The sequence below is a fragment of the Mycobacterium riyadhense genome, assembly GCF_963853645.1.
Lineage (GTDB): Bacteria > Actinomycetota > Actinomycetes > Mycobacteriales > Mycobacteriaceae > Mycobacterium > Mycobacterium riyadhense.
The window spans coordinates 2,075,082-2,095,384 of the sequence record NZ_OY970456.1 but is presented as its reverse complement, the minus strand read 5'-3'; the positions used below and the strand labels follow the sequence as shown (position 1 = coordinate 2,095,384).

Annotated in this window: 19 protein-coding genes; 8 read left to right on the top strand and 11 right to left on the bottom strand. The window is 65.2% G+C overall.

Annotated features, from left to right (window positions below; translation table 11 throughout):
• Positions 1–87 precede the first annotated feature (87 nt).
• Entirely contained in the window at positions 88–1,059 is a 972-nt protein-coding gene (gene sigB, locus AADZ78_RS09475) for a sigma-70 family RNA polymerase sigma factor SigB (protein WP_085248685.1), read from the top strand.
• Positions 1,060–1,188: 129 nt separating this feature from the next.
• Positions 1,189–1,878 carry a metal-dependent transcriptional regulator gene (locus AADZ78_RS09470; RefSeq protein WP_085248683.1) on the top strand — a complete coding sequence of 230 codons (690 nt, stop codon included), beginning with the start codon at positions 1,189–1,191 and terminating at the stop codon, positions 1,876–1,878.
• Position 1,879: 1 nt separating this feature from the next.
• Here the strand turns inward: AADZ78_RS09470 and AADZ78_RS09465 are convergent, their stop codons facing one another.
• Positions 1,880–2,938 carry a DUF4192 domain-containing protein gene (locus AADZ78_RS09465; protein WP_085248681.1) on the bottom strand — a complete coding sequence of 353 codons (1,059 nt, stop codon included), beginning with the start codon at positions 2,936–2,938 and terminating at the stop codon, positions 1,880–1,882.
• Between the two features lie 113 nt (positions 2,939–3,051).
• On the opposite strand from AADZ78_RS09465, the gene sthA reads away from it, so the two are divergent.
• From sthA to AADZ78_RS09445, 4 genes are all read left to right on the top strand, one after another.
• Positions 3,052–4,458, top strand: coding sequence for a Si-specific NAD(P)(+) transhydrogenase (sthA, locus tag AADZ78_RS09460; protein WP_139828487.1), 1,407 nt, complete (start codon positions 3,052–3,054; stop codon positions 4,456–4,458).
• A gap of 123 nt (positions 4,459–4,581) precedes the next feature.
• The gene (locus AADZ78_RS09455) at positions 4,582–5,559 is read left to right on the top strand and encodes a proteasome assembly chaperone family protein (protein ID WP_085248679.1); all 978 of its coding nucleotides are present in this window, start codon (positions 4,582–4,584) and stop codon (positions 5,557–5,559) included.
• Positions 5,560–5,595: 36 nt separating this feature from the next.
• Entirely contained in the window at positions 5,596–6,621 is a 1,026-nt protein-coding gene (locus AADZ78_RS09450; RefSeq protein WP_085248677.1) for an alpha/beta fold hydrolase, read from the top strand.
• A gap of 26 nt (positions 6,622–6,647) precedes the next feature.
• Positions 6,648–7,340, top strand: a complete 693-nt coding sequence (locus tag AADZ78_RS09445; protein ID WP_085248675.1) for a PhzF family phenazine biosynthesis protein — start codon at positions 6,648–6,650, stop codon at positions 7,338–7,340.
• Between the two features lie 10 nt (positions 7,341–7,350).
• On the opposite strand, the gene AADZ78_RS09440 is transcribed toward AADZ78_RS09445, so the two are convergent.
• The 3 genes from AADZ78_RS09440 to AADZ78_RS09430 form a co-directional block, all read right to left on the bottom strand.
• Positions 7,351–7,845, bottom strand: coding sequence for a peroxynitrite isomerase (locus AADZ78_RS09440; RefSeq protein WP_085248673.1), 495 nt, complete (start codon positions 7,843–7,845; stop codon positions 7,351–7,353).
• Between the two features lie 28 nt (positions 7,846–7,873).
• Positions 7,874–8,338, bottom strand: coding sequence for a transcriptional regulator NrdR (gene nrdR / locus AADZ78_RS09435; RefSeq protein ID WP_085248671.1), 465 nt, complete (start codon positions 8,336–8,338; stop codon positions 7,874–7,876).
• Positions 8,339–8,495: 157 nt separating this feature from the next.
• Positions 8,496–8,990 carry a LysM peptidoglycan-binding domain-containing protein gene (locus AADZ78_RS09430; RefSeq protein ID WP_085248670.1) on the bottom strand — a complete coding sequence of 165 codons (495 nt, stop codon included), beginning with the start codon at positions 8,988–8,990 and terminating at the stop codon, positions 8,496–8,498.
• Between the two features lie 244 nt (positions 8,991–9,234).
• Between AADZ78_RS09430 and lexA the strand changes: the two genes are divergently transcribed.
• A complete protein-coding gene (gene lexA, locus AADZ78_RS09425) occupies positions 9,235–9,921 on the top strand; it encodes a transcriptional repressor LexA (RefSeq protein WP_085248668.1) in 687 nt (228 codons plus the stop codon).
• Positions 9,922–9,940: 19 nt separating this feature from the next.
• Here lexA and AADZ78_RS09420 read toward each other — a convergent pair whose 3' ends face one another.
• On the bottom strand, positions 9,941–12,166 hold the full coding sequence (locus AADZ78_RS09420; protein WP_204903430.1) for an LGFP repeat-containing protein: 2,226 nt from the start codon (positions 12,164–12,166) through the stop codon (positions 9,941–9,943).
• Between the two features lie 290 nt (positions 12,167–12,456).
• On the opposite strand from AADZ78_RS09420, the gene AADZ78_RS09415 reads away from it, so the two are divergent.
• A complete protein-coding gene (locus AADZ78_RS09415; RefSeq protein WP_085248666.1) occupies positions 12,457–13,644 on the top strand; it encodes a TerC/Alx family metal homeostasis membrane protein in 1,188 nt (395 codons plus the stop codon).
• Here AADZ78_RS09415 and AADZ78_RS09410 read toward each other — a convergent pair.
• From AADZ78_RS09410 to AADZ78_RS09385, 6 genes are all read right to left on the bottom strand, one after another.
• Complete coding sequence (locus tag AADZ78_RS09410; RefSeq protein WP_085248664.1) at positions 13,641–14,801, bottom strand: acyl-CoA dehydrogenase family protein; 1,161 nt, start codon at positions 14,799–14,801, stop codon at positions 13,641–13,643. The genes AADZ78_RS09415 and AADZ78_RS09410 overlap by 4 nt on opposite strands.
• A 75-nt stretch (positions 14,802–14,876) precedes the next feature.
• Positions 14,877–16,301 carry a GTPase HflX gene (gene hflX / locus AADZ78_RS09405; RefSeq protein WP_085248662.1) on the bottom strand — a complete coding sequence of 475 codons (1,425 nt, stop codon included), beginning with the start codon at positions 16,299–16,301 and terminating at the stop codon, positions 14,877–14,879.
• A 49-nt stretch (positions 16,302–16,350) separates the two neighbouring features.
• Complete coding sequence (gene dapF, locus AADZ78_RS09400; RefSeq protein ID WP_085248660.1) at positions 16,351–17,232, bottom strand: diaminopimelate epimerase; 882 nt, start codon at positions 17,230–17,232, stop codon at positions 16,351–16,353.
• Between the two features lie 78 nt (positions 17,233–17,310).
• Positions 17,311–18,243 (bottom strand): tRNA (adenosine(37)-N6)-dimethylallyltransferase MiaA, encoded by a 933-nt coding sequence (miaA, locus tag AADZ78_RS09395; protein WP_085248658.1) that lies wholly within the window; start codon positions 18,241–18,243, stop codon positions 17,311–17,313.
• An 80-nt stretch (positions 18,244–18,323) separates the two neighbouring features.
• Positions 18,324–19,013 carry a hypothetical protein gene (locus AADZ78_RS09390; RefSeq protein ID WP_085248656.1) on the bottom strand — a complete coding sequence of 230 codons (690 nt, stop codon included), beginning with the start codon at positions 19,011–19,013 and terminating at the stop codon, positions 18,324–18,326.
• Between the two features lie 36 nt (positions 19,014–19,049).
• Complete coding sequence (locus tag AADZ78_RS09385; protein WP_085248889.1) at positions 19,050–20,045, bottom strand: DMT family transporter; 996 nt, start codon at positions 20,043–20,045, stop codon at positions 19,050–19,052.
• Positions 20,046–20,303: the final 258 nt, after the last annotated feature.

Sequence of the window (20,303 nt, the reverse complement as noted above, 5' to 3'; positions counted from 1 at the left end):
GCGGTGTGAGATGGCGGCCGGGTGGGAACTCTAGGCCCGGGTGTCGCGTTGAACGACGTGACACAACAAGCCGATCGGGAGGGCGTTATGGCACAGCCCACAGTAAGGGCCACCACCAGCCGGGTTGACAGCGATCTGGATGCTCAAAGCCCCGCAGCGGATCTGGTGCGCGTGTATCTGAACGGCATCGGCAAGACGGCGTTGCTCAACGCCGCGGGTGAAGTCGAGTTGGCCAAGCGCATCGAGGCTGGGCTGTATGCCGAGCATCTGCTGGAAACCCGGAAGCGCCTCGGCGAGAACCGGAAACGCGATCTGATGGCCGTGGTGCGCGATGGCGAGGCGGCGCGCCGCCACCTGCTGGAGGCGAACCTGCGGCTGGTGGTTTCGCTTGCCAAGCGCTACACGGGTCGGGGGATGCCGTTGCTGGACCTCATCCAGGAGGGCAACCTGGGCCTGATCCGTGCGATGGAAAAGTTCGACTACACAAAGGGATTCAAGTTCTCGACGTACGCCACCTGGTGGATCCGTCAGGCGATCACCCGCGGTATGGCCGACCAGAGCCGCACCATCCGGCTCCCCGTTCACCTCGTCGAGCAGGTCAACAAGCTGGCCCGGATCAAGCGGGAAATGCACCAGAACCTGGGCCGTGAAGCAACCGACGAGGAGCTTGCCGCCGAATCCGGCATCCCGATCGACAAGATCAACGATCTGCTCGAGCACAGCCGCGACCCGGTGAGCCTGGACATGCCCGTCGGCTCCGAGGAAGAGGCGCCGTTGGGCGACTTCATCGAGGACGCCGAAGCCATGTCCGCGGAGAACGCGGTCATCGCCGAACTGTTGCACACCGATATCCGCAGCGTGCTGGCCACTCTCGACGAGCGCGAGCATCAGGTGATTCGGCTGCGCTTCGGTCTGGACGACGGCCAGCCACGCACCCTGGATCAGATCGGCAAGCTGTTCGGTCTGTCCCGCGAGCGGGTTCGCCAGATCGAGCGCGACGTGATGTGCAAGCTGCGCCACGGCGAGCGGGCCGATCGACTGCGGTCTTATGCCAGCTAGTTGAATAGGCTTGACACGAGACGGTGTGCCCGCCGCGGGAGCGGCGGGCATACTGCTGCGGTGAGGCGTTTCGGGCGAACCACTCACGCGGCTGGCGAAGTAGACTCGGCGGCAACGGAGGATGGGTGAATGAACGAGCTGGTTGATACCACCGAGATGTACCTGCGGACGATCTACGACCTCGAGGAAGAAGGCGTGACGCCGCTGCGTGCCCGGATCGCTGAACGACTCGAGCAGAGCGGGCCGACCGTCAGCCAGACCGTGTCCCGGATGGAGCGCGATGGATTGGTCCGCGTGGCTGGCGACCGCCATCTGGAGCTCACTGACAAGGGCCGAGCGCTGGCCATCGCGGTGATGCGCAAGCACCGCCTCGCCGAGCGGTTGCTGGTCGATGTCATCGGGTTACCGTGGGAAGAAGTGCACGCCGAGGCCTGCCGGTGGGAGCACGTGATGAGTGAGGATGTCGAGCGCCGGCTGGTTAAGGTGCTCAACAACCCAACCACGTCCCCGTTCGGCAACCCGATCCCGGGTCTGCTGGACCTTGGCGTGGGCCCGGGGTCCGGCGCCGGCGACGTCAACCTCGTGCGGTTGACCGAGTTGCCCCCGGGTTCGCCCGTGGCTGTCGTCGTCCGCCAGCTCACCGAACATGTTCAAGGCGACATTGACCTGATCACGCGGTTGAAAGACGCCGGCGTCGTGCCCAACGCGCGGGTGACCGTCGAAATCAGCCCGGCCGGAGTGACGATCCTCATCCCGGGTCATGAGAACGTCACCCTGCCAAACGAAATGGCTCACGCCGTCAAGGTCGAGAAGGTCTGACCTAGCCGACCCGTCGGCGAAACGCCCGTCGCGGCGGCAGCCGCACCCCAAGTTGCTTGGCCAGGCGGTAACCGGTGACCGCAAGGTCACGGATCTCCTGCGGCCGCAGCCCAGACTGCAGTGCCGTGTCCAGCATCCCCGCCATCCGATGCTCCGGCTCGCAACGCAGCGCGGCGTCCAGCGCGATACCCGTCAGCGGCCCGTCGCCGCGGACGTAGGCGCTGAACGCCAGCAACACTAGGGCCTCCACCCGCCACGGCCGGGGAAGCGTGCGCGCCAGCAACGCCCACAACGACTCTGCCGCACCGGCATTCTCGCCGACGGCGAGGGCATACAGCGTGTCCCGCACCGCCGCGTCGTGCAGCGCACAGCCAAGCTCGGCCAGCTCCGCATCGGACAGTGCTTGCCCGTCGGCGACACGTGTGGCGGCGACTATCGCGGCTTCCACGTCGCGCCGCCTGCAGCCCGTCGGGTCAGCGCGGAGCGCGATCTCGCGGGCAGCCGCGCGTTGTCCGATGGCCGCGGCGAGTTCGGCGCCGCGCCGTGGGTCGTCAACGGCGATGACTGCCTGCAAGTCGGCACGCCGCGCGTAGAGCCGCCGACCATCCAGTACCGCCGCCACCGCCAGTGGCGAGGCCGACGGATCTTCGACCACTCCGGCCGAACCGCAGCCGTCCGCGCAATGCCATTGCCCGCCAAGGGCTATCCGATCCACCACATGCGCTGCCCATAGCACGATATCGTGCTCGGCCAACGCCTCGGTGAGCGAGGAGCACAGCTGCCGGTACTGCTCATTGCACACCGGACAGTGCGCACCTTCGGCGTCGACAATCACCGCGATCGCAGCCTCGGGCTCAGCCACGGCGGCCAAGTCCGCGAGATGCTCAACCCGGTCAGCGAGCTCTGCGGAGAGGTCGGCCCGCATCACCGACCCCAGTGCACCGCCCTCCAGCGACACCAGGACCAGTGAATTTTCCGGGACGAAACCGAGAACGGCCGGTAGTGCGGCGATCAGCGATCCGGGGCGGTTGAGTTCAAAGTCAGGCTCATGCTTGGTCATGCGCCCAACGGTGGCAACCCACGCCGTCAGGTCGGTGCTACCGCAATGTAAATCAGCCACCGTCTGTGGACAAAGTCGCGACTGTGGGCTCTATCGTCTATCCCATGGGTTCGATGCGGGAATACGACTTGGTCGTCATCGGTTCGGGGCCAGGCGGTCAGAAGGCCGCGATCGCCGCGGCCAAGTTGGGCAAAACCGTGGCGATCGTCGAACGCGGTCGCATGGTCGGCGGCGTCTGCGTGAATACCGGCACGATCCCCTCAAAGACGTTGCGCGAGGCGGTGGTCTATCTCACCGGTATGAGCCAGCGCGAGCTCTATGGCGCTAGCTACCGGGTCAAGGACAAGATCACTCCCGCCGACCTGTTGGCGCGCACCCAGCATGTGATCGGCAAACAAGTCGACGTGGTGCGCTCGCAATTGATGCGTAACCGGATCGACCTGGTCCTGGGTCACGGCCGCTTCATTGATCCGCACACCGTCCTGGTCGAGGAAGACGCCCAGGGCGAGCGCGTCACCGTCAGCGGCGACTACATCGTCATCGCCACCGGCACCAAGCCGGTGCGGCCGTCCGGGGTCGAGTTCGACGAGAAACGGGTCCTGGACTCCGATGGGATCCTGGACCTGCGGTCGCTGCCGGCGTCGATGGTGGTCGTCGGCGCCGGGGTCATCGGAATCGAGTACGCATCGATGTTCGCCGCGCTGGGCACCAAGGTGACCGTCGTCGAAAAGCGCGACACGATGCTGGATTTCTGCGACCCGGAGATCGTGGAAGCGCTCAAGTTCCACCTGCGCGACCTCGCGGTGACCTTCCGGTTCGGCGAGGAAGTGACCGCCGTCGACGTCGGCTCTGCTGGCACCGTCACCACCTTGGCCAGCGGCAAGCAAATTCCCGCCGAGACGGTGATGTACTCCGCAGGCCGGGAAGGCCAAACCGAACACCTGGGCCTGGAGAATGCGGGGTTGGAGACCGACCACCGGGGACGGATTTTCGTCGACGATCAATTCCAAACGAAGGTCGATCACATTTACGCCGTCGGCGACGTCATCGGCTTCCCGGCGCTGGCGGCGACCTCGATGGACCAGGGCCGGCTGGCCGCCTATCACGCATTCGGCGAGCCAACCGACGGCATGACCGCGCTGCAACCGATCGGGATCTATTCGATCCCCGAGGTGTCCTATGTCGGAGCCACCGAGGTGGAACTGACCAAGGACTCGATCCCCTACGAGGTGGGCGTGGCCCGGTACCGGGAGCTGGCCCGCGGCCAGATCGCCGGCGACTCCTACGGCATGCTCAAGCTGCTGGTGTCCACTCGCGATCGCACGCTGCTCGGCGTGCACATCTTCGGGACCAGCGCCACCGAGATGGTGCACATCGGCCAGGCGGTGATGGGATGCGGCGGCACCGTCGACTATCTGGTCGACGCGGTGTTCAACTACCCGACGTTCTCCGAGGCCTACAAGGTCGCCGCGCTGGACGTGACGAACAAAATGCGCGCGCTCAACCAGTTCTTACACTGAGCTAGCCGGCCGCGCGACGGCAGAGCCGTCCGTCCAGGTTTGCTGGTTCAATTACTGGTACTCATCGCATTGAGAGACACTGGTGGAGGCACGCCAGAGACACCCCGAGAGGAGGCAACACCCATGGCCCACGGTCAAGACCCGGGCGAGGCGCAGGACTACCAGCCCGGCCAACCTGGCATGTACGAGCTCGAGTTTCCGGCGCCCGTGTTGTCGACGTCCGACGGTCGTGGCCCGGTGTTGGTACACGCTTTGGAGGGCTTTTCCGACGCCGGTCACGCGATCCGGCTAGCCGCACGCCACCTCAAGGCGGTCCTGGACACCGAGCTGGTCGCGTCCTTCGCGATTGACGAACTGCTGGACTACCGGTCGCGCCGGCCGCTGATGACGTTCAAGACCGATCACTTCACCGATTACGACGATCCAGAACTGAGCCTCTACGCGCTGCGCGACAGCGTCGGCACCCCGTTCCTGCTGCTGGCCGGCATGGAGCCGGATCTGAAATGGGAGCGTTTTATCACCGCGGTGCGACTGCTGGCCGAGCGTCTAGGGGTACGGCAGACGATCGGCCTGGGCACCGTGCCGATGGCCGTTCCGCACACGCGGCCCATCACCCTGACCGCGCATTCCAACAATGGGGATCTGATCGCCGATTTCACGCCGTGGATCACCGAAATCCAAGTTCCCGGTAGCGCTTCCAACCTGCTGGAGTACCGCATGGCGCAACACGGTCACGAGGTCGTCGGTTTCACCGTCCACGTCCCGCACTACCTGACGCAGACCGACTACCCCGCCGCAGCCCAGGCGCTGCTCGAGCAGGTGGCCAAGACCGGCTCACTGGAACTGCCGTTGACCGCGCTGGCCGAAGCGGCAGCCGAGATCCGGGCCAAAATCGACGAACAGGTTCAGGCGAGCGCAGAGGTCGCTCAAGTGGTGGCAGCCCTTGAGCGCCAGTACGATGCCTTCATCGACGCTCAGGAGAACAGGTCGTTACTAGCACGCGACGAAGAGCTACCTAGCGGCGACGAGCTTGGGGCAGAGTTTGAGCGGTTCCTGGCTCAGCAGGCGGAAAAGAAGTTCGACGACGACGATCCGAAGTAAAGCCCCCTAACCTGGCCCGACAACGAGGTTGGCGACATGACCGAGCGGAAGCGCAGACTTCGCCCGGTGCGGGAAGTGACTGCGCCTTCGCTGCAGTTCCGCACCATCCACGGCTATAAGCGGGCCTTCCGGATCGCTGGCGACGGACCGGCGATTCTGCTGATCCACGGCATCGGCGATAACTCCACGACCTGGAACGGCATCCACGCCAAGCTCGCCCAGCGGTTCACTGTCATCGCCCCAGATCTGTTGGGCCACGGCAAGTCCGACAAGCCACGCGCCGACTACTCGGTGGCCGCATACGCCAACGGCATGCGCGACCTGCTCAGCGTGCTCGACATCGAACGCGTCACAGTCGTGGGACATTCACTCGGCGGCGGCGTGGCGATGCAGTTCGCCTACCAGTTTCCTCAGCTGGTCGAGCGGCTGGTGCTGGTCGGCGCCGGCGGCGTCACCAAGGATGTCAACATCGTCTTCCGCCTGGCCTCGTTGCCGATGGGCAGCGAGGCCCTGGCATTATTGCGGCTTCCCCTGGTGCTGCCGGCAGTTCAGCTGGCCGGGCGGATAGCGGGCCTGGCAATCGGATCGACCGGCCTCGGGCGTGACCTGCCCAATGTGTTGCGGATACTGGATGACCTACCGGAGCCGACAGCCTCAGCGGCGTTCAGCCGCACGTTGCGGGCCGTGGTGGACTGGCGCGGGCAGATCGTCACGATGCTGGACCGATGTTATTTGACCGAGGCCATTCCGGTGCAGATCATCTGGGGCAGCCGGGACGTGGTGGTCCCCGTCCGCCATGCCGAAATGGCGCACGCCGCGATGCCCGGCTCCAGGCTGGAGATCTTCGAGCGCTCCGGCCATTTTCCGTTCCACGATGACCCGGCCCGCTTCATCGACGTCGTGCAGCGCTTCATCGACACCACAGCGCCCGCCGAATATGACCCGGTCGCCCTTCGCCAGTTGCTCCGCACCGGCAGCGGCGAACGCACCGTCTCCGGCCCTGTCGACACTCGCGTGGCCGTCCTGAACGCGATGGGTTCCGACGAACGCAGTGCTACCTGATCCAGCGCACAACGTACAGTCGGGCCATGGGTATAGACGTGACCGTCTTGCGGGTCTTCACCGATCCGGACGGCAATTTCGGTAATCCGCTCGGCGTGGTCGATGCCAGCCAGGTTGAGCATCGCGACCGGCAACACCTGACAGCCCAATTGGGTTATAGCGAAACGATATTCGTCGATCTCCCGGCAGTCGGCTCGACCACTGCGCACGCCACCATCCACACTCCGCGCACCGAAGTGCCGTTCGCTGGCCACCCGACGGTGGGAGCGTCGTGGTGGCTGCGCCACAACGATATGCCGATACACACGCTGCAGGTGCCGGCCGGCATCGTGCAGGTGAGTTACAGCGACAGTGGCGACCTCACAACGATCAACGCACGGGCGGAGTGGGCGCCAGAGATTGCCATCCACGACATCGAATCACTCGAGGCCCTTGCAGCCGCCGACCCGACCGATTTCCCCGACGACATCGCCCACTACCTGTGGACCTGGACCGACCGGTCCGCCGGATCGATTCGGGCCCGGATGTTCGCGTCCAACCTTGGCGTGGCGGAAGACGAAGCGACCGGCTCGGCGGCGATACGTATTACCGACTACCTCAGCCGCGATCTCACCATTACCCAGGGCAAGGGGTCGATCATCGAAACCGCCTGGAGTCCCGAGGGGTGGGTCGGCGTCACCGGCCGCGTCGTCAATGACGGTGTGAGACAAGTCGACTGACGCGTGGCGTTCAGCGTTTTCGGTGCAGCACGGCGGCGAGGTGATGCTGCAGGGGTTGCCCGACCGCACCCATCTGCAACGAGTACGAAAGCTGGTCGCCGTCGATGCGCAGCGAACGCCCAAGTGCATTCACCTCTTTAGCGGTCGGGGTTAGTCCGATGACCCCGATCGGCGTGGTGGCCAACTCGACTTCGATGACATCGCCGCTGCGCGAATAGGTGCCCACCTCGATTTCGGTGATGCCGCTCGGGTGAGCGAGTACCAGTTCAAGGTGACCGGGTTGCGGCACGCGGAGATACCCCGTTTCTGCATGCAACGGCTTGCCGTCGGCTACGGCCCTGGTCCTTTGCCCATACGCCAGAAATGGCTTGCCCACGTGGGAGAAAACGACTTCCTCGAGGTACTCAAACGGCTGAATCGTCGGATACTCTCCTCTGCCCCGACCAGCCCAGGTACCCAATAGTGGTGCCAATGCCTCGAGATCAGGGTGTAGCTCAGGAAGCATGATGGAAGCCTAACCGCGTTGCGATCGGTCAGTTGGGAGCCGATACGTTGCGGTGCGCGCGAAGCGCCTCGATCTCGCGCTCGAAATCGTCTGCTGACGAAAAGGATCGGTATACCGACGCGAAGCGCAGATAAGCCACCTCGTCGAGGTCGCGCAACGGCCCAAGGATCGCCAGACCGACCTCGTGGCTGGGGACCTCCGGCGACCCAGCGGCACGCACGGTGTCTTCCACTTGCTGGGCGAGCAGGTTCAGCGCATCGTCGTCCACCTGACGCCCCTGGCATGCTCGACGCACGCCGCTAATGACCTTTTCCCGGCTGAAAGGCTCTGTAACACCACTGCGCTTGACCACGGCCAGGATTGCGGTTTCCACGGTGGTGAACCGCCGCCCACACTCGGGACACGACCGCCGCCGCCGAATGGCCTGGCCTTCATCGGTTTCCCGCGAGTCAATCACCCGGGAATCGGGATGCCGGCAGAACGGACAGTGCATGGCCGCTCCTTTGCCGCATCCGGGTACCGCAGACGACTCCGAGAGTACCTGTGCGCTCGCCCGCAGGGCCAACGCAGCCGCCAGCCACGCGCGCTCAACCCCGCGGTCAGCGAGCAAGCTTGGCGTAGAACGGTTTTCGCAGTACACGGTGAAACCGTCAGCCCACCGGCGCGATCAGGGTCTGGCCCGCGGACAGCACCGTGGAGTCCAGGGCATTGAGTTCGCGGATGCGGTCGGCAACCTGGCGCACCGGTGCGTCGGGCGCGACGCGCGCGGCGACGCTTTGCAAGGACTCCCCAGGCAACACACGCACCACAGCGAGCGTGTCGGGTACCCGAGTGAGCGCACCTGGGGAGTTGCCGTTGGCCAGGTTCCCAAAGTTGGCGACCAGGCCGAGCCAGAGGGTGATCATCGCAGCAAGCAGGGCCAACCCCACTGTCGTCGCTACCGTGACCGGACGCCTGCGATGAGATGCCGTCGATATCACAACCCCGGTGCCGTGGTAGCGCAGCGGCGTCCCCGCCGGCCGATAGGGACCCGGCCTGCGCGATTGGGCCTCCCGAGCCCGGCCACAGCGGGGCTCGTGAATCGGCCCGTTGATCGGCCCCCGGACACTACGGGTACGTGGCGGGACTGTCTGGATGATGGTCATGCTGTTCCTCCGGCCGACGGTTTCTCGCTCGTGTGTTCGACACTCTAGTCGCTCGTGTGTTCGAACACCGAACATTTGATCGAAGCGTGTCGCTCGTGAAAGACGTTAAACCAGACCACCGACAAGCCCTGTCTTGTTCGGCGCCGGCGACCACCACCTGCCCGAATGGCGAGTACGGGGGATCGAGCGACACACAGTCGAACACATGTTTGATTCTTAGCGGGGTTGCGGCTACATTCAGTGCATGAGCGACAGCAACGACACCTCACCGGAATCGGGCCCAGCGGATTCATCGCTGACCGAGCGGCAGCGCACGATCTTGAACGTCATCCGTGCTTCGGTCACCGGCCGCGGATACCCGCCGAGCATCCGGGAGATCGGCGACGCGGTCGGTCTGACGTCAACATCCTCGGTGGCGCACCAGTTGCGCACCTTAGAGCGCAAGGGCTACCTGCGCCGTGACCCGAACCGCCCTCGGGCCGTCGACGTCCGCGGCGTCGACGACACCGCAACACCAACGCAGGTCACCGAAGTCGCCGGCTCGGACGCACTACCGGAACCCACCTTTGTCCCGGTGCTGGGGCGCATCGCGGCCGGTGGCCCGATTCTTGCCGAGGAAGCCGTCGAGGACATCTTCCCGTTGCCCCGCGAGCTGGTCGGCGAGGGGACGCTGTTCCTGCTCAAGGTTGTCGGCGACTCGATGGTCGAGGCGGCGATTTGCGACGGCGACTGGGTGGTTGTGCGTCAGCAAAACGTCGCCGACAACGGTGACATCGTTGCCGCGATGATCGACGGCGAGGCCACCGTCAAGACGTTCAAGCGGGCCGGCGGTCAAGTCTGGCTGATGCCGCACAACCCGGCCTTCGACCCGATCCCCGGCAATGATGCCACCGTGCTTGGCAAGGTCGTCACGGTGATCCGGAAGATCTAATGCCGGTTAGCGGCCGAGGTTAGTCCGCTTTGACGAATCCGTTGGCCTGTGCGACTTCTTCGCTGGCGAACCAGAGTTCGGCGAGCGTGTCGTGATATAGCGCACTGCTGGGCGTGTAATACAAGCCGAAACGGGCACTGGCCTTGACCGGGTAGCCATCCGGAGCCTGGTATGGGTCGTGCTCTAGCGGCAGATGGATCATCGGCCGCACACCCTGGCTGGGCGCCCGCGGAGCCGTGCGCGCCGGCGGCGCTTCTGGCGTAGCCCCATATCCCGCTTCTGCGGCCACTTCTGCTTCATCTGCCGATGAATCCGCAGCTGCATGCCGCCCGGTCCGCACCTCAGGAACCGACCTAGCCTCCGTAACGGCGCTGTCCAAGAAGGCCTCGTCCGTGACACCGGCGTTCGCAGTGTAGGTATCCGGGAACGCCGCCTCCGGAACATGGGATTCCGGAACGTAGGTTTCCGGAACGTAGGCTTCTGGAGCTACGCCTTGCGGAGTGACGGATTCGGGAGTGAAGGCCTCGGGCACAAAGGTGTCGGCCGCCACGGTTTCCGGAACGACGGGCTCGTCGATAACGGTCGCTTGGGCGAGATCGCTGGGCGACACGATGGGCGTGGGCGTGGTGTCAACCGCGTCGGGGTCTTCTTCGTCGACCGCCCCGTAGTCATAGCCCTCGGCCACGCCGCCACCGGCACCTCGCGGCCAACTGACCCGCAACGTCGACTCGTCATCCGGCGCCGGATGTTCCGGGAGATGCTGGTCGTCGAGCGGGAAGCGTTCGGTGCCGTAATCGACCTCATCATGCGGCCAGTGACCGTCCGCCCCCGCGTCATAGCTAGCAACGTCATGGTCAAAGTCATGCTCGCGGGGGAACACAGCGGGCTCGTGGCCGCCGCGACGCCGGCGTAATCCAAGGACCACCAACACGGCCATCACGATCAGCAGCACCACCGGGACGGCAGCCACCAGCCACCACCAATGCCAGGTGAACTTCTTGCCGTGCGCGGGCGGACCCGCAACGCTGGGCTGATTCTGACCCGCCACCTGCAGACCGGACAGCAACGGCGCCAGGTTCGCCGGGTCGGTGGTGAACGTGTTTTTCGCGCGGTCGTACGAGACCTTGCCGCCGGTGAACTTCTGCGAGATCACATCGCCGTCCACGGTTTGGTCACCGACCGGCGCGCCCAGTTTGCCCGTGGGGCCTTTGAGCTTGTCCCACGCGGCCTTCATGGCTCCGCGCACCACAAACGCGCCATGGTCGGGCGTCCAGAAGATCACCGGCTTGTCAGCCGCCGAAAACGACGCGATCCGGCTTGCGGGGGTGATCCCGCCGTCGGCCTCGTTGGCGGTGGGGAACCCCAGATCACTGCTGACCGGCCCACCCAGCGACTCATACTTCTGCAGGATTGCGCCCTCGACGGCATTGGCTCCGGTGGCCGGGCTGAAGAAGACCTTGCCGCCGGTGAAGTCCTGGACTATCCCGTCCCCGCCGATCGGGTACTGGTCACCCTTCTTGGCACCCAACGGGCCAGCGGCGCCGCCGGCGGCACGCCAGGCCATATTGATGGCCGCGGCGGGATCGATCGCTACCTGCAGATCCTTCAACTGGTCGGCCAACGCCGGCGGGGTGGAGGTGAACTCCTTGCTATTTCTGTTCCATGAGATCTCACCGCCGCTGAACTTCTGGGAAGTGACCTCGCCACTGTAGGTTTCATCGCCGACTGGAGCACCCAGAACGCCACCCGAGCTGCCCAGCCTGTCCCACGCCGCGTTCAACGCGCCGCGCACGACAAATGCGCCGTGGTCGGGCGTCCAGAAGATCACCGGGTTGTCGCTGGCGGAGAAGGTGCTCACGCGACTGTCAGGTCCGGCAAGACCCGGAACTTCGTTGATGGTCGGGAAGCCCAGATCGCTGCCGGCCGGACCACCAAGCGACTCGTATTTGTCCAGGATCGGACCGTACATGTACTTCGCGCCGGTGGCCGGGGTGAAGTACATCTTGCCGCCGTCGAAGTCCAGCGCGAACCCGTCGGCTACCGGATAAACATCGCCCTTGCGGGCGCCGAGCGTCGACGTGTCGCCCCCCGCCTTATCCCACGCCGCCATCATGGCGGCCTCGGCGTCGCCTATCGGAGATGCCCCCGCCGTAGGCGTCAGCAAGACTGCAGCCAGCGCTGTGGCTGTCAAGCCGACCAGCGCACGCCCAACGCTCTTCTTCAAGTGACCTCTCTGCCCGTTCACCAAGCCTCCCAGCCGCTGCCCTACTCGCGCCGCGAGCCGGTGGATTCCCCACCGTGGGCCCTCCCCCAGCTACGGTCCGCATCGTGGCCGGGCTCGCATAACTCTGCTCTAGCGAACGACAAATGCGAAGTCAATTCGCAAATATTACGAAAACGGATACCCAGCCGATGTCGAAATGATGCCGGGACGCGCGAGTGTCGCGAGCAACCTTGCTGCACAGCCAGCAGGGTTTGGGCTACCGTGCCGGAGACGGTAGCCCAGCACGTGCGGCGGGAGGAAACACAGCTGACATGGGTGTTTCCGGAGCTGTCTGGGCCCTGACCATCGTCGCGATCGCTGGCTTGATGGCGTTCGACTACGTCTTCCGGGTGCGCGAAACACACGTGTCGACGCTACGTGAGGCCGCCCTCTGGTCGGCGACCTACGTCGGGATCGCGGTCCTGTTCGGTATCGGCGTTGTCATCTTTGGCGGCCTGAACATGTCGGCCGAATATTTCGCCTGCTATCTCACTGACGAGGCCCTGTCCGTCGACAACTTGTTCGTATTCCTGGTCATTATCAGCAGCTTCCGGGTGCCTCGGGTTGCCCAGCAAAAGGTGCTGTTATTCGGTATTGCGTTCGCGCTGGTCACGCGCACCGGATTCATCTTCGTCGGGGCTGCGCTCATCGTGACCTTCAATTGGACCTTCTACCTATTCGGCGTAGCCCTGCTGTTCATGGCGGGCAACCTCGCCAAACCCGCAGAGGCTGAAAGCCATACCGCCGACAACTTCATCATCCGGCTGGCCGGGCGGTTCTTGCGGACCTCGCAGAATTACGACGGCGACCGATTGCGCACGGTCGAGAACGGCGAGCGACTGATGACCCCGATGTTGTTGGTCATGATCGCTGTCGGTGGCACCGACCTGCTGTTCGCGTTCGATTCGGTGCCGGCGCTTTTCGGTCTGACCGGAAACGTCTACCTGGTGTTCGCGGCCACCGCGTTCTCCCTGCTGGGCCTGCGCCAGCTCTACTTCTTGATCGACGGGCTGCTGGATCGGCTGGTGTTTCTGTCCTACGGGCTGGCCGCGATTCTTGGCTTCATCGGCATCAAACTCATGCTGGAAGCGTTGCACCACAACAACATTCCGTTCATCAACCATGGTCGACCGGTTCCGGTTGTGAAAGTGAGCACGATGACGTCGTTAACGGTCATCATCGTCATCTTGCTGACCACGGCCGCGGCGTCGGTGCTGTCGTCGCGCGGACGGGCACAGACATCGACAGCAAGGGCCCGGCGTCACGCGACGGAATACCTCGACCCGCGCTATGAGACCGATCCCGTCGAGCGCGAGAAGATCTTCGCGAAGTTACTCGACGAGGAACGTCAGATCGGCGAGCTCCCAATGCAATACCGCGTTCGGATCTGGTACGACGATGAGCTGATGCAGCTGCTACGGAAGGCGCACGACGCACACGATGGACGCGAGACGCCCTAGACGCCCAAGCTGCGGCCGACAATCTCCTTCATTATTTCGGTGGTGCCGCCATAGATGGTCTGTACCCGGGCATCGAGATAGGCACGGGCAACTGAATATTCGCGCATGTAACCGTACCCGCCATGCAGCTGCAGGCAGCGGTCGATCAGGTGTACCTGCTTTTCAGTGGAGTACCACTTGGCCATGGCGGCCTGTTCCGCCGTCAACTTCCCCTGCAGGTGCAACGCGATGAACTCGTCGACCATGATGCGCACCACGGTGGCTTCGGTCGCCAGCTCGGCCAGCACGAATCGGCTGTTCTGGAAGCTGCCAATCGACCTGCCAAAAGCCTTGCGTTCCTTGGTGTATTGCAGTGTCTGCTCCAACACATCTTCCATTGCCGCGGCCGCCATGATGGCGATCGAGATCCGTTCCTGCGGGAGGTTCTGCATGAGGTAGATGAACCCCATCCCCTCCTGGCCCAGCAGGTTTTCAGCCGGCACATGCACGTCAGTGAACGACAGCTCGGCGGTGTCCTGGGCGTCCAACCCGATCTTGTCAAGATGGCGGCCGCGTTCGAAACCCTCCATACCCCGTTCGACGACGAGCAGCGAAAAGCCCTGCGCACCCTTCTCCGGGTCGGTCTGCGCCACCACGATCACCAGGTCTGAGTTAATCCCGTTGGTGATGAACGTCTTCGACCCGTTGAGCACATAGTGATCGCCTTGTTTGACGGCGCGGGTCTTGATGCCTTGCAGGTCACTACCGGTACCCGGCTCGGTCATCGCTATCGCGGTGATCAGCTCCCCGGTGCAGAACTTGGGTAACCAACGTTGCTTCTGTTCTTCGGTAGCCAGCGCCAGCAAATACGGCGCCACGATGTCGTTGTGCAAGCCGAAGCCGATGCCGCTGTAGCGCCCAATGGTGGTTTCTTCGGTGATGATCGTGTTGTACCGGAAGTCGGGGTTGCCACCACCGCCGTACTCCTCGGGTACCGCCATGCCCAGGAAGCCCTGCTTGCCGGCCTCGAGCCAGACCCCGCGGTCGACGATCTTGGCCTTCTCCCAGTCGTCGTGATACGGCGCAACGTGGCGGTCGAGGAAGCCCCGGTAGGACTCGCGGAAAAGTTCGTGCTCGGGTTCGAAAAGTGTGCGCTCGTACTTGACGGCACTGCCCATGGCTGACCTCCGCGGCAAATGAAACTCTGTCGCCAAGATATACCAACCGGACGGTTGGTCGACACGGGTGGGCGGCTAGTGAGTCGTGAACTCACGCAGACTTGCGGCCAGCGCCACTGGAACCCGAGCCTGGATCCGGGTGCCCTCCGGCTTGTGCTCGGCCTGCTGTACCCGCCCGTCGGTGTGCACTCGGGCCACCAGGTCACCGCGGTGATAAGGGATCACCACGTCCACGGCGGTGTCGCTGGGCTTCGCGAGCTGGGCAATGCGCTGCCGTAACGCATCGATACCGTCGCCGGTGCGCGCGGAGACGAACACTGCGCCGCGCAGCTCGTGCCGCAACTTGGCCAGCGTCAGAGCGGTTGCGGCGTCGACTTTGTTGACCACCACCAGCTCTGGCGGCGGATCACCGTTACGGTCGGCGATCACATCGGAGATCACCTGCCGGACCGCACTGATCTGGGCGAGCGGGTTGACGTCAGACCCGTCGACGACGTGTACCAACAGGTCGGCGTCGACGACCTCCTCCAGCGTGGAGCGGAACGCCTCGACCAATTGGGTGGGCAGGTGCCGCACGAAGCCGACGGTGTCGGTGAGCACAAGCGGCCTACCATCGAACTCCGCGCGACGAGTAGTGGGGTCGAGGGTGGCGAACAGCGCATCCTGTACCAGCACCCCCGCGCCGGTCAGTGCGTTGAGCAGGCTGGACTTACCCGCGTTGGTGTAGCCGACGATCGCGATCGACGGCACCTCGCTCTCTAACCGACGACTGCGCTGGGTGTCGCGGACCTGCTTCATGGCCTTGATATCGCGCCGCAGCTTGGCCATCCGCTCGCGGATGCGGCGCCGGTCGGTCTCGATCTTGGTCTCACCGGGACCGCGCAGACCCACTCCCCCGCCGCTACCACCGGCGCGGCCACCGGCCTGCCGCGACATCGACTCACCCCAGCCGCGCAGCCGCGGCAGCATGTACTCCATCTGGGCCAACGACACTTGGGCCTTGCCCTCGCGGCTGGTGGCGTGTTGGGCGAAGATATCGAGGATCAGCGCGGTGCGGTCGATGACCTTGACCTTGACGGCCTTCTCCAATGCGGTCAGCTGCGCTGGAGATAGTTCGCCGTCACAGATGACGGTGTCGGCCCCCGTCGCCACCACGATTTCCCGGAGTTCGGCCGCCTTGCCCGAGCCGATGTAGGTCGACGGGTCGGGTCGGTCACGGCGCTGGATCAGCCCCTCGAGCACTTGGGAGCCAGCGGTTTCGGCCAGCGCTGCGAGCTCTTCCATGCTGGCCTGGTTGTCAGCCGCGCTGCCCTCGGTCCACACTCCGACCAGGACCACCCGCTCCAGCCGCAGCTGGCGGTATTCGACCTCGGAGACGTCGGCGAGTTCCGTCGACAGCCCGACGACCCGGCGCAGCGCCGATCGGTCTTCGAGGGCAAGCTCACCAAGACTCGGTGAGGAATCTGAGGTGCCCATTTCGGGCGAATCTGAATGTGTCATAGCCAATACCCGATGGTGGCACGATGCGGATGGCTGCGCATCCGAATATTCACCGCAGCGAGTTCCACCACTGGTCGTCGAGCTCACCGCGAGCGACCAGCACCGATGGCCCACGCAAAAAACTGGTGGCGTCGGTGATGGTGACCACGACGTCACCGCCGGGAACCCGCACGGTGAGCATGCCCGTCTCGGCGCCGGCACTGGCCAGCGCCGCGACTGCGGCCGCCACGGTCCCGGTGCCACAGGAGCGGGTCTCCCCAACGCCGCGTTCGTGGACCCGCATCCAGACCACGCCGCCGGCCGGCGCGGTAAGGACCTCGACATTGACGCCCTCGGGGAACTGCGCATGATCAAAGCTCACCGGCGCCCCCACGTCCAGTGCCGCCAGAGCATCGACACTCAGGTCCGGATCAACGCAGGCCAGGTGCGGGTTACCGACGTCGACCGCCAGGCCGGCAAACCTCCTGCCCCCAACTAAGGCTTCAAAGGCCGACCCCCCGCTGCCCACCCGGCTGGCCTTGCCCATGTCGACGGTGACGTCGGCATTGGTCGCGTCGACGTGGTGCAGGTTGACCAGTCGCGGCCCGGCAAGCGTGCCGACGATGAACTCGTCGCGAGAGTCCAAACCACTGGCCCGCAGGTAGTGGGCGAACACCCGCACTCCGTTGCCGCACATCTGCGCCGTCGAGCCGTCGGCGTTGCGGTAGTCCATGTACCAGTCGGAATCGCTGACACCGTCGGGCAGGCGATCGAGCACACCGGCCGTCACCGCGGCTTCCGCGTTGGTGACCCGCAGCACCCCGTCCGCCCCCAAACCCCGGCGCCGGTCGCACAAGGCAGCGACTCGGGAAGCGGTCAGCGCCACCCCCGCATCAATGTCGGGCAGCAGCACAAAATCGTTTTGGGTGCCGTGGCCCTTGGCGAATATCATGTGCGCCGCTCCTCTCCCCAGCAAGCGGGAGGTACGCCCACAGCGCCATCTCCATCGTCGTCGGCGCGAATCACCTGATCAGGATACGTTCCGCCATGCCCGCAATGCGTCCTCGACGAGGCTGGTCGCGCCGGCGTCGAGCCAATGCACCCGGTGGTCGCGGCGAAACCACGACCGCTGTCGTCGCACATAACGGCGGGTGCCCACGTATGTCTGCTCCTGCGCCTGTCGCAGCAGGTCGACTGTACCGCCGGCATCCAGCGCCGCGACCACCTGGGCATAGCCCAGCGCGCGCGACGCGGTGACCCCGTCGCGCAAGCCTTGCCCAAGCAGTACCCGTACCTCTTCGACCAGGCCACGATCGAACATCAACTCCGTGCGCCGCGCCAGTCGATCATCGAGAATCGTTGTCGGACAGTCCAACCCGACGATGACGGTGTCCCACCGCGCGGCGCCGATGCGCGGTGCGGACGCGGCGAACGGCTGCCCGGTGAGCTCAACCACCTCGAGCGCGCGGACCGTGCGCCGACCGTCGGTGGGCAGGATCGCCGCAGCCGCGGCGGGGTCGCGGCGAGCCAGCTCGGCGTGCAGCTCGCCCACCCCGACCTTGGCGAGCCGCCGCTCCCATCTCGCGCGCACCACGGGATCGGTCGCGGGGAACGACCAATCGTCGAGCAGCGATTGGATGTAGAGCATCGAACCGCCCACCACAACCGGCACGGCTCCCCTGGCCCTGATCGCCTCGACGTCGGCGGCCGCGGCCTGCTGGTAGCGCGCCACCGTCGCGGTTTGCGTGACGTCGAGGACGTCGAGTTGATGATGCGGGATGCCGCGGCGCTCTTCGAGGGGCAGCTTCGCCGTCCCAATATTCATGCCGCGGTAGAGCTGCATCGCGTCGGCGTTCACGATTTCGGCTTCGATCGGGCCGTTACCGGCGAGCCTCTCGACCACGTCGAGTGCCAGTTGCGATTTGCCGGTACCAGTCGGTCCGATAATCGCGAGGGGTCTCATGCGTCGACCCGTCCCCCGCAAGCGGGAGGTACCCCCAGCGCCCGGCGCAACAGCGCCGCGCTTGCGATCGCCGCGGGGTCTCACGGCTGCCAGACGCCGGCGAAGTAGCCCACACCGTAGGGCGCTCCCCGGTAAAGCTCCTTGGCCGATCGCGGCCCGGGCTCGGTAAGGCCGGCCAGCACTTGAAATGCCACCCGTCCGAGGACTTGCCCGGGCAGCCGAGTCAGCGCCGTGGCGTCCCCGCTTGCCAGCGCGTCATCCAAGGCCAGTTGCACGTCGACGCTGCCGAGGTCGTGGCCACCAGGGGCGTTGGCTGTCAGCGTGTTCACGCCGTCGGCAACCACCAGCACGCCCATCGCATCGGGCGCACGGTCGATCTCGGCACGTAGTTGCCTGCCCCGGACCAGCGCGGTGTGAAGATCATGGTCACCGGCGTAGACGCGGACCTGAGCGCTGGCTTCGGGTCGGGCCTGGCCCCGCACCCAGGCGGCGATCAGCGCGCACAGCGGCAATTCGGCGGGAGGCCGCGCCCCGTTGCCCGGTGCGAGACGAACCCGCACGTCGGCGCCGTAGCCCGCAAAGGTGCCGACGGCGTCCGGCCCCACCACGCCATCGGCGCCGCCCAACCCAACGACAATCCAGCTCACCGGCAGCAAGGCGGCCGCTGCGAGCACCGCGACCCCCAAGTCCGCCACCTCGGCGGCGGCCTCCCCGGCGAGTTCGGGAACCAGCACCGGCGCGGACGGAACAATCGCGATGGCGCTCAACACGCCACCAAACTAACGCGTTCGTCCGGCGCGTTGAACTCAAGCCGAGGACGTGCTCCACGCGGGGCCATCCTCGGCTACCAAGCGTTCCGCAGCAAGGCCGACATCATCGCCGGACGATCGCTTCTTAAGCGGCTCGATCCTGCGCGCGCACAACCTGTCCTGCCCGGCCTCAGCAACGATGGTGGCGGCCTCGCCGCGGGCCAGCGCCACCGTCGCGGTGATCACGACCACGACGGCAGCGATCAGCACAAACACCTCAGGGCCATCGGCTTCGAGCGTCTCGCCGAGCACGGTCACCCCCAGCACAGTGGCCACTATGGGCTTGGTCACCGTCATCGTCGGCAAGGAGGCGGTCAGAGCGCCGGCGCGAAAAGCCGATTGCTGAAAGATCATCCCGACCAGCGCTACCAGTATCCAGGGATAGAACTCGGGAGCTCGCAGCACGGCGGAAAGGCCATCCTCGGCGACCTCGACGACACCTTTGGTCAGGACGGCGAACAGCGCCAACGCTGAACCGGCTACCAGAGCCAGCAGCACCGCCGCTTGCGGACCGCCAGCCCACACCCGCGCCGCCGCCACCCACAACACCAATGCCGTGCCCATCACGGCGCCGACGATGATCCAGGTGTGCAGCGGCGCTCGTTGGTGGCCCGCCGTCGGGTCGCCGACGACAATGACAACCGCCAACGCACCGGCGAGTGCGACCGCCCAAATCCACTCCCAGCGGGTGATCCGGTGATGGGCGAACCGCGCGTAGATCGGCAAGGCGAACAGCAAAGCCGTCACTTGCAGCGAGGTCACCAGCATCACCGATGCCCACGCCAAGGCCAAGGCCTGCAGGCTGTAGTTGAGAACTGCCGCCATACCGCCCAACCACCACTGGGTGTCACGCAAAGACATGCCAAACAGCTCGAGGTGGCCCACCTGTTTGTCGGTGATCTCATGTGCGGAGCGTTGCCTGACCACATCGCCGATCGCGGATGCCAGCGCCGCACACAGGGCGATTATCGCGGCGATTTCAACCTTCGACATGAGCACCCCTCGATTCCCTGCGACCCACCAGCGTTGGCCCCGCGGCAGCCGACTATGCACCTGTTGTTCGCTAGCAGTTCAACAACGACCGTATGGCGCTGCACCGTCTCGATCCCGTTGACCCGTTCGCGAATCCCCTCGATAGTTCCCGATCAACCTATGCAGCGCCTGTAGCAAGCTATGCGATAGCTGTGAGCACGCCTAATGCCTAACCCCCCAGGCAGCAACCGTTCCAAGGTACCCGGCTACCGGCGGTCA